The organism is Arthrobacter sp. sptzw42, from assembly GCF_059089685.1.
The window spans coordinates 336,273-342,495 of sequence record NZ_JBNHEX010000005.1 but is presented as its reverse complement, the minus strand read 5'-3'; the positions used below and the strand labels follow the sequence as shown (position 1 = coordinate 342,495).

Annotated in this window: 6 protein-coding genes; all 6 read right to left on the bottom strand. The window is 64.9% G+C overall.

The annotated features are described in order from the left end of the window. Positions 1-53: 53 nt before the first annotated feature. Positions 54-1,184, bottom strand: a complete 1,131-nt coding sequence (gene asd, locus AC5RT4_RS09390; protein ID WP_494041991.1) for an aspartate-semialdehyde dehydrogenase — start codon at positions 1,182-1,184, stop codon at positions 54-56. Between the two features lie 133 nt (positions 1,185-1,317). Further along, a complete protein-coding gene (locus AC5RT4_RS09385) occupies positions 1,318-1,536 on the bottom strand; it encodes an NF038396 family protein (RefSeq protein WP_494041990.1) in 219 nt (72 codons plus the stop codon). Positions 1,537-1,538: 2 nt separating this feature from the next. Continuing rightward, entirely contained in the window at positions 1,539-2,123 is a 585-nt protein-coding gene (locus AC5RT4_RS09380; RefSeq protein ID WP_494105545.1) for a dihydrofolate reductase, read from the bottom strand. Continuing rightward, positions 2,120-2,923, bottom strand: coding sequence for a thymidylate synthase (locus AC5RT4_RS09375; RefSeq protein ID WP_494105544.1), 804 nt, complete (start codon positions 2,921-2,923; stop codon positions 2,120-2,122). The genes AC5RT4_RS09380 and AC5RT4_RS09375 overlap by 4 nt, the downstream gene beginning before the upstream one ends. Before the next feature lie 42 nt (positions 2,924-2,965). Then, positions 2,966-3,931, bottom strand: a complete 966-nt coding sequence (locus tag AC5RT4_RS09370) for an NUDIX hydrolase (protein ID WP_494105543.1) — start codon at positions 3,929-3,931, stop codon at positions 2,966-2,968. A gap of 11 nt (positions 3,932-3,942) precedes the next feature. After that, a complete protein-coding gene (locus tag AC5RT4_RS09365) occupies positions 3,943-6,192 on the bottom strand; it encodes an RNA degradosome polyphosphate kinase (RefSeq protein ID WP_494041986.1) in 2,250 nt (749 codons plus the stop codon). Between the last annotated feature and the right edge of the window lie 31 nt (positions 6,193-6,223).

The window sequence follows — 6,223 nt, the reverse complement described above, 5'->3', positions numbered from 1 at the left end:
AAAAGCTGCCCTACAAAAAGGGGGCGGCCCCGCCAGTGCAGCAAACTGGGGGCTTACAGGTTCCCAGTGGCGATGTTGAGCATGCGGCGCAAAGGCTCGGCGGCGCCCCACAGGAGCTGGTCGCCAACGGTGAAGGCGCTGATGTAGTTCGGGCCCATCTCCATCTTGCGGATGCGGCCCACAGGGATGTCCAGGGTGCCGGAAGCTGCCACTGGGGTGAGCTCCGCCATTGAAGCTTCCTTGGTGTTGGGAACCACTTTGGCCCACTCGTTGTCCTCGGCCAGGAGCTTTTCAATCTCGGCGACCGGCAGGTCCTCGCGGAGCTTGAGGGTGAGGGCCTGGGAGTGGGAGCGCATGGCACCGATCCGGACGCAAAGGCCATCCATGATGACGCGGTTTTCCTCGGAGGTGCCCAGGATCTTGTTGGTCTCAACCCCGGCCTTCCACTCTTCCTTGGACTGTCCGTTGCCCAGGTCGGCGTCGATCCAGGGAATCAGCGAGCCGGCCAGCGGCACGCCGAACTGGGTGGCGTCGATGCCGGTGCGCTGGTGGGCCAGGACTTTGCGGTCGATGTCCAGGATGGCCGACGCCGGATCCTGCAGTTCCGTGCTGACCTCGGCGTTGAGCGTGCCGAACTGGCTCAGGAGTTCGCGCATGTGCCGGGCACCGCCCCCGGAGGCTGCCTGGTAGGTCATGGAGGTGCCCCACTCGACCAGGCCGTTCTTGAACAGGCCGCCGAGGCCCATGAGCATGCAGGAGACGGTGCAGTTGCCGCCGATGAAGTCCTTGGTGCCGTTGACCAGGCCCTTGTCAATGACGTCGCGGTTGATGGGGTCCAGCACGATGATCGAGTCGTCGTTCATGCGCAGGGTGGAGGCGGCGTCGATCCAAAGGCCGTCCCAGCCGCGGGCGCGCAGTTCGCCGTGGACCTGCTTGGTGTAGTCGCCGCCCTGGGCGGTGACGATAATGGGCAGCTTCGCCAGGGTGTCCACATCGAATGCGTTCTCGAGCTTGCCGGCGCCTTCAGCGAAGGAGGGGGCGGCTCCTCCCGCATTGGACGTGGAGAAGAACACCGGGTTGATGTTGGCAAAGTCGCCCTCGTCCTGCATGCGCTGCATGAGGACGGAACCGACCATGCCGCGCCATCCGACCAGGCCGACGGAAGGGGTAGCTGCTGTAGTCATCCGTCCAGTTTAGTCGCCGGTACCGGCACGGCGCAGTCGGTTACGTCACTCCCCGGCTGGCACACGTGGCGACGCCGGCACGCGGCCCGGGATCAGTCCGCATTACCTGCCCATGCGCCTTGGCCGCGTTCGGCTAGCTCCGCTTGGACTCCTCGAGCACGGCGGCTTTCCTGGCGCGGAGCGCGTAGAACGCCCCGAAGGCGAACACCTGCGTCACCACCACCAGCACGATCGCGCCGGCGATCTTGTTGCCGCCCAGGATCATGGTGAACCCCACGATGGCGGACAGCAGCGCCAGAAGGGGGAGCAGCATGTAGCCCAGCACAAATAGGGTTTCCGGTTTCTTCAACATGCCTAACCCTCAGTCCTCGACCATTTAGTAAAGCGGTAGCGTGTCCCGTTGACGCCCGTCAGCCAGCCGTCCGGGGGAACAGAGGCCGCCGCTTCCCAACTGGTGCCCAGTTCCGGAGCGAACGTGTCGCCGTCGGCATCGACGTCGATGGTGGTGACCACCGCAACGTTGGCAAGCTCCGTGGACTGACGGAATATCTCTCCGCCGCCCAAGATCCACACGGTTTCGCCTCCGTCGACGAACTGGGACTCCAGCAGGGCGTCATCAAGGGAAGGGACCACGACGGCGCCCTCCGCCTCGGGCGTGTCCGCCCAGTTTTCCTGCCGGGTGATCACGATGTTGGTCCGCCCGGGCAGGGGCCGGTACTTTTCCGGAAAGGACAACCAGGTTTTGCGGCCCATCACCACCGGGTGGCCCCTCGTGAGCCGGTTGAAGTGCTTGAGGTCCTCAGGCAGGTGCCAGGGCATGTCCCCGTCCTTGCCGATGACGCCGTCAGAGGTCTGCGCCCACACCAGGCCCACGCCGGTCACCGATGCGGCCAGTTCCTCCGTAAAGGACTGCGGGTCCGTGAAGTTCTCGGTGCTCATACGGCGATCGGTGCCTTAATCGTGGGGTGATGCTTGTAACCCACCACTTCGAAGTCCTCCAGCGTGTAGTCGAAGATCGACGCCGGTTTCCGGGTGATCTTCAGCTGCGGGTACTCGTACGGCTCCCGCTCCAGCTGCTTGAGGACCTGGTCCATGTGGTTCTCGTAGATGTGGACGTCGCCGCCGGTCCAGACGAACTCGCCGGGTTCGAGCCCCACCTGCTGGGCCACCATGCAGGTGAGCAGTGCATAGGAGGCGATGTTGAACGGCACACCCAGGAACATGTCCGCGGAGCGCTGGTAAAGCTGGCAGGACAGCTTGCCGTCCGCAACGTAGAACTGGAAGAACGCATGGCACGGAGGCAGGGCCATGTCGTGCAGTTCGGAAACATTCCACGCGGACACGATGTGGCGGCGGGAATCCGGGTTGGACCGGAGGTTCTCCACCAGCTCGGCAATCTGGTCGATGTGCCCGCCGTCCGGGGTGGGCCAACTGCGCCACTGGACGCCGTAGACCGGCCCCAGCTCGCCGTCGGCGTCAGCCCACTCGTTCCAGATGGTGACGCCCTGGTCCTGCATCCACTTCACGTTCGTCTCACCACGCAGGAACCACAGGAGTTCCACCGCGACTGACTTGAAGTGCACCCGCTTGGTGGTGATCAGCGGGAAGCTCTTACCCAGGTCAAAGCGCAATTGGCGCCCGAAAACGCTGGTGGTTCCTGTCCCGGTGCGGTCCGATTTGTGCGTGCCGGAAGCCAGGACATCGCGCAGGAGGTCTTCATAAGGCGTTGGGATGCTCACGGCCCAAGTCTACTTTGCTCGATCACCGCGGGGCCCAACGGCTCAGTCGTCGAAGGGCTTGAACTGCTCCACGGCAACAATCCGGTTTGCTCCGAGGGCCACATGGCACACCACCAGTTCGCCGGGGGACAGGTAGGGTTCCTCAGCGGGCAGGAGGGCGGCAAGGTGCGCGGGCATGTGTTTTGCCAATTGCCCGAACACAGTGGGCAGCGCCGGACGGTGGGTGCAGACCGCTACGGCGCGCTGCCTCTCGAGAAGGGCCTCGATGACTGCCGCTGTCTTCTTGGGGCTCCGCTCGTGCCGGTGTTCGGTAAGCGCTTCCGCCAGTTTGACCTTGGCGCCGGTTGCCTTCGCATACGGCGCAACGGTCGCGACGCAGCGCAGCCACGGGCTGGTGACCACCCGTGGCGGCTTCCACGCCTGGAGCAGCCGGCCCACAGCCTGGGCCTGGCGCATCCCGGTGGCAGCGAGCGGCCGCTCGCCTTCGGCCTTGCTCCAGGACGAGCGCGGCTTTGCCTTTGCGTGGCGGACCACCAGCAGGGGCCAGGTGTTCAGCTCCCCCCGCTCGTGGGCATCCCGCAGGTAATCCAAGGGCTCGACGTCGGAGGGGTTGGACAGCAGCCGGGCGGCCTTTTCCGGGGTGCACCACATCACGCTGTCCACCTCTTTGCCGTCCGGGACCAGCCTGTCACCGTTGACCTTGACAGCCCAGTAATGGACCACCTTCAGCCCGCTGGCCACGTGGTAGTGGATCGGCGGCAGCGGTATGCCCAGGGCGGCGGGAAGCCCAACCTCCTCGAACACTTCCCGGATGGCGCATTCGGGGATGGTCTCGCCGTCGTCGATCTTGCCTTTCGGCCAGGACCAGTCGTCATAACGGGGGCGGTGGATCAGCAGTACCTCAAGCGTGTCCTTGTTGAGGCGCCACGGCAGTGCCCCGGCAGCCGTGACGGCTACCGGTTCACCGGGGTGGTCTGTCTGGTCTGCTACGAGTGCGTCGCTCGACAAAACTGCAGCCCTTACCGTCGGCTCAGGCTGCGCTGCCGCGGCCGTGACGCCAGCAGGAAGGACTGGACGTCCTCCAGCGGCCTGCCGTCATCGGCGAGGTGGTGTCGGGACCAGTTCCCTTCGTTGTCCAGGTGCCAGCTTGCAGTTTCCGGAGCCATATAGCGGCGCAACAGGTCCTGCACGTAGTTGATGTCATCAAAGGCGCTCAACTGGACCAGGGCCTCCACCCGGCGGTCCAGGTTGCGGTGCATCATATCTGCTGAGCCGATGTACACCACCGGGTTCCCGCCGTTTGCGAACGCGAACACACGGGAGTGCTCCAGGAACCTGCCCAGGACGGAACGGACCGTGATGTTGTCGCTGAGTCCGGGCACGCCCGGGCGCAGCGAGCAGATGCCGCGGACAATGACATCCACCTTCACCCCGGCCTGGGATGCGCGGTACAGGGAATCGATGATGGCCTCGTCCACCATGGAGTTGACCTTGATCTGGACGCGGGCGGGGAGGCCGGCGCGGGCGTTCCGGATCTCGGTTTCGATCCGGTCAATCAGCCCGGAACGCACCGAGCGCGGAGCGACCAGAAGCCGTTTGAAGGTTGACTTGGGCGCATAACCGGAGAGTTGGTTGAAGAGCTTGGAAAGGTCCTCGCCCACCTGGTCGTTGGCCGTGAGGAGGCCCAGGTCCTCGTAGTAGCGGGCGGTGCGGGGGTGGTAGTTGCCCGTGCCGATGTGGCAGTACCGCCGCAGCCCGTCCACTTCCTGGCGCACCACCAGTGACAACTTGCAGTGTGTTTTAAGGCCCACGATGCCGTACACCACGTGCACGCCGGCCTGCTCAAGCTTGCGGGCCCAGGAGATGTTTGCCTGCTCATCAAACCTGGCCTTGATTTCCACCAGGGCCAGGACCTGCTTGCCGGCCTCGGCGGCATCAATAAGGGCATCCACAATGGGGGAGTCACCTGAGGTGCGGTACAGGGTCTGCTTGATGGCCTGGACCTTGGGGTCTGCCGCCGCCTGCTCCAAGAAGGCCTGCACGGAAGTGGAGAACGAGTCGTAGGGGTGGTGGAGCAGGATGTCCCGGCGGCGCATCGCCGCGAAGACGTTGGCCGCCTTGGACGTCTCGGACTCGTTCAGGTACCGGGAGGTATGCGGAACGTGCTTGGGGTAGTGCAGGTCCGCCCGGTCGATGCCCGCGATGACCGAAAGGCCCCGAAGGTCCAGCGGGGCCGGGACCGAGTAGACCTCGGACTCCTCAACGCCCAGTTCACGGATCAGCAGTGCCCGGATGTTGGGGTTGATGTCGTTGGTGACCTCGAGCCGGACCGGCGGGCCGAACCGGCGGCGAAGCAGTTCCTTTTCGAGCGCCTGCAGGAGGTTCTCGGCGTCGTCCTCTTCAACCTCCACGTCCTCGTTCCTGGTGACCCGGAACGTATGGTGCTCAAGGACCTCCATTCCGGCGAACAGCTTGTCCAGGTGGACTGCGATGACTTCCTCAAGGGCGATGAAGCGCGCCACCCGGCCCGCCACCGCACCGGCGCGCGGTCCGTCGATGGAGATCAGCCGGGGCAGCTGGTCCGGGACCTTGACGCGGGCGAACAGTTCCTTGTCGCTGACAGGGTTCCTGACCACGACGGCCAGGTTCAGCGACAGGCCCGAAATATAGGGGAAGGGGTGTGCCGGGTCCACCGCCAAAGGCGTCAGGATGGGGAAGACCTTTTCGGCAAACATCTGGCTGAGCTGCTGCTTGGCCGCGTCGTCGAGTTCGTCCCAGTGCATCAGGTGGATGTGCTCGTAGGCCAGGGCCGGACGGATCTGTTCCGCGAAGACCTGCGCGTGGCGCTGCTGGAGCCGGTGGGCTTCCTCACCGATTTTTTCCAGCACCTCCACCGGGCTCAGGCCCGCCGGGGAGGGGACGGCAAGGCCGGTGGCGATGCGCCGCTTCAGGCCTGCGACGCGGACCATAAAGAACTCGTCCAGGTTGGACGCAAAGATGGAAAGGAAGCCAACCCTTTCCAGCAGGTGCAGGGAGGCATCTTCGGCCAGTTCAAGGACACGGGAGTTGAAGCTGAGCCAGCTCAGTTCCCGGTCCAGGAAGCGGTCCGGCCGGATATCGCCCTCCGGTTCCAGGTTGGGCGCGAAATCGGGGATGTCGATCCGGTCCTGCGTGGCCCGCGACGCCGGAACCTCCGAGGAGCCGAATCGGGCGCGCACGGGGATGGGAACCTCTTGGGACGTGGCTGCTCCGGAAGGTTCCGGGTTCATGGCATCTCCTTTACCTGGCGCTTCAATGCGG

Coding starts and splice junctions, on each gene's coding strand:
- asd (WP_494041991.1), bottom strand. CDS start 1,184: ATGACTACAGCAGCTACCCCTTCCGTCGGCCTGGTCGGATGGCGCGGC.
- AC5RT4_RS09385 (WP_494041990.1), bottom strand. CDS start 1,536: ATGTTGAAGAAACCGGAAACCCTATTTGTGCTGGGCTACATGCTGCTC.
- AC5RT4_RS09380 (WP_494105545.1), bottom strand. CDS start 2,123: ATGAGCACCGAGAACTTCACGGACCCGCAGTCCTTTACGGAGGAACTG.
- AC5RT4_RS09365 (WP_494041986.1), bottom strand. CDS start 6,192: ATGAACCCGGAACCTTCCGGAGCAGCCACGTCCCAAGAGGTTCCCATC.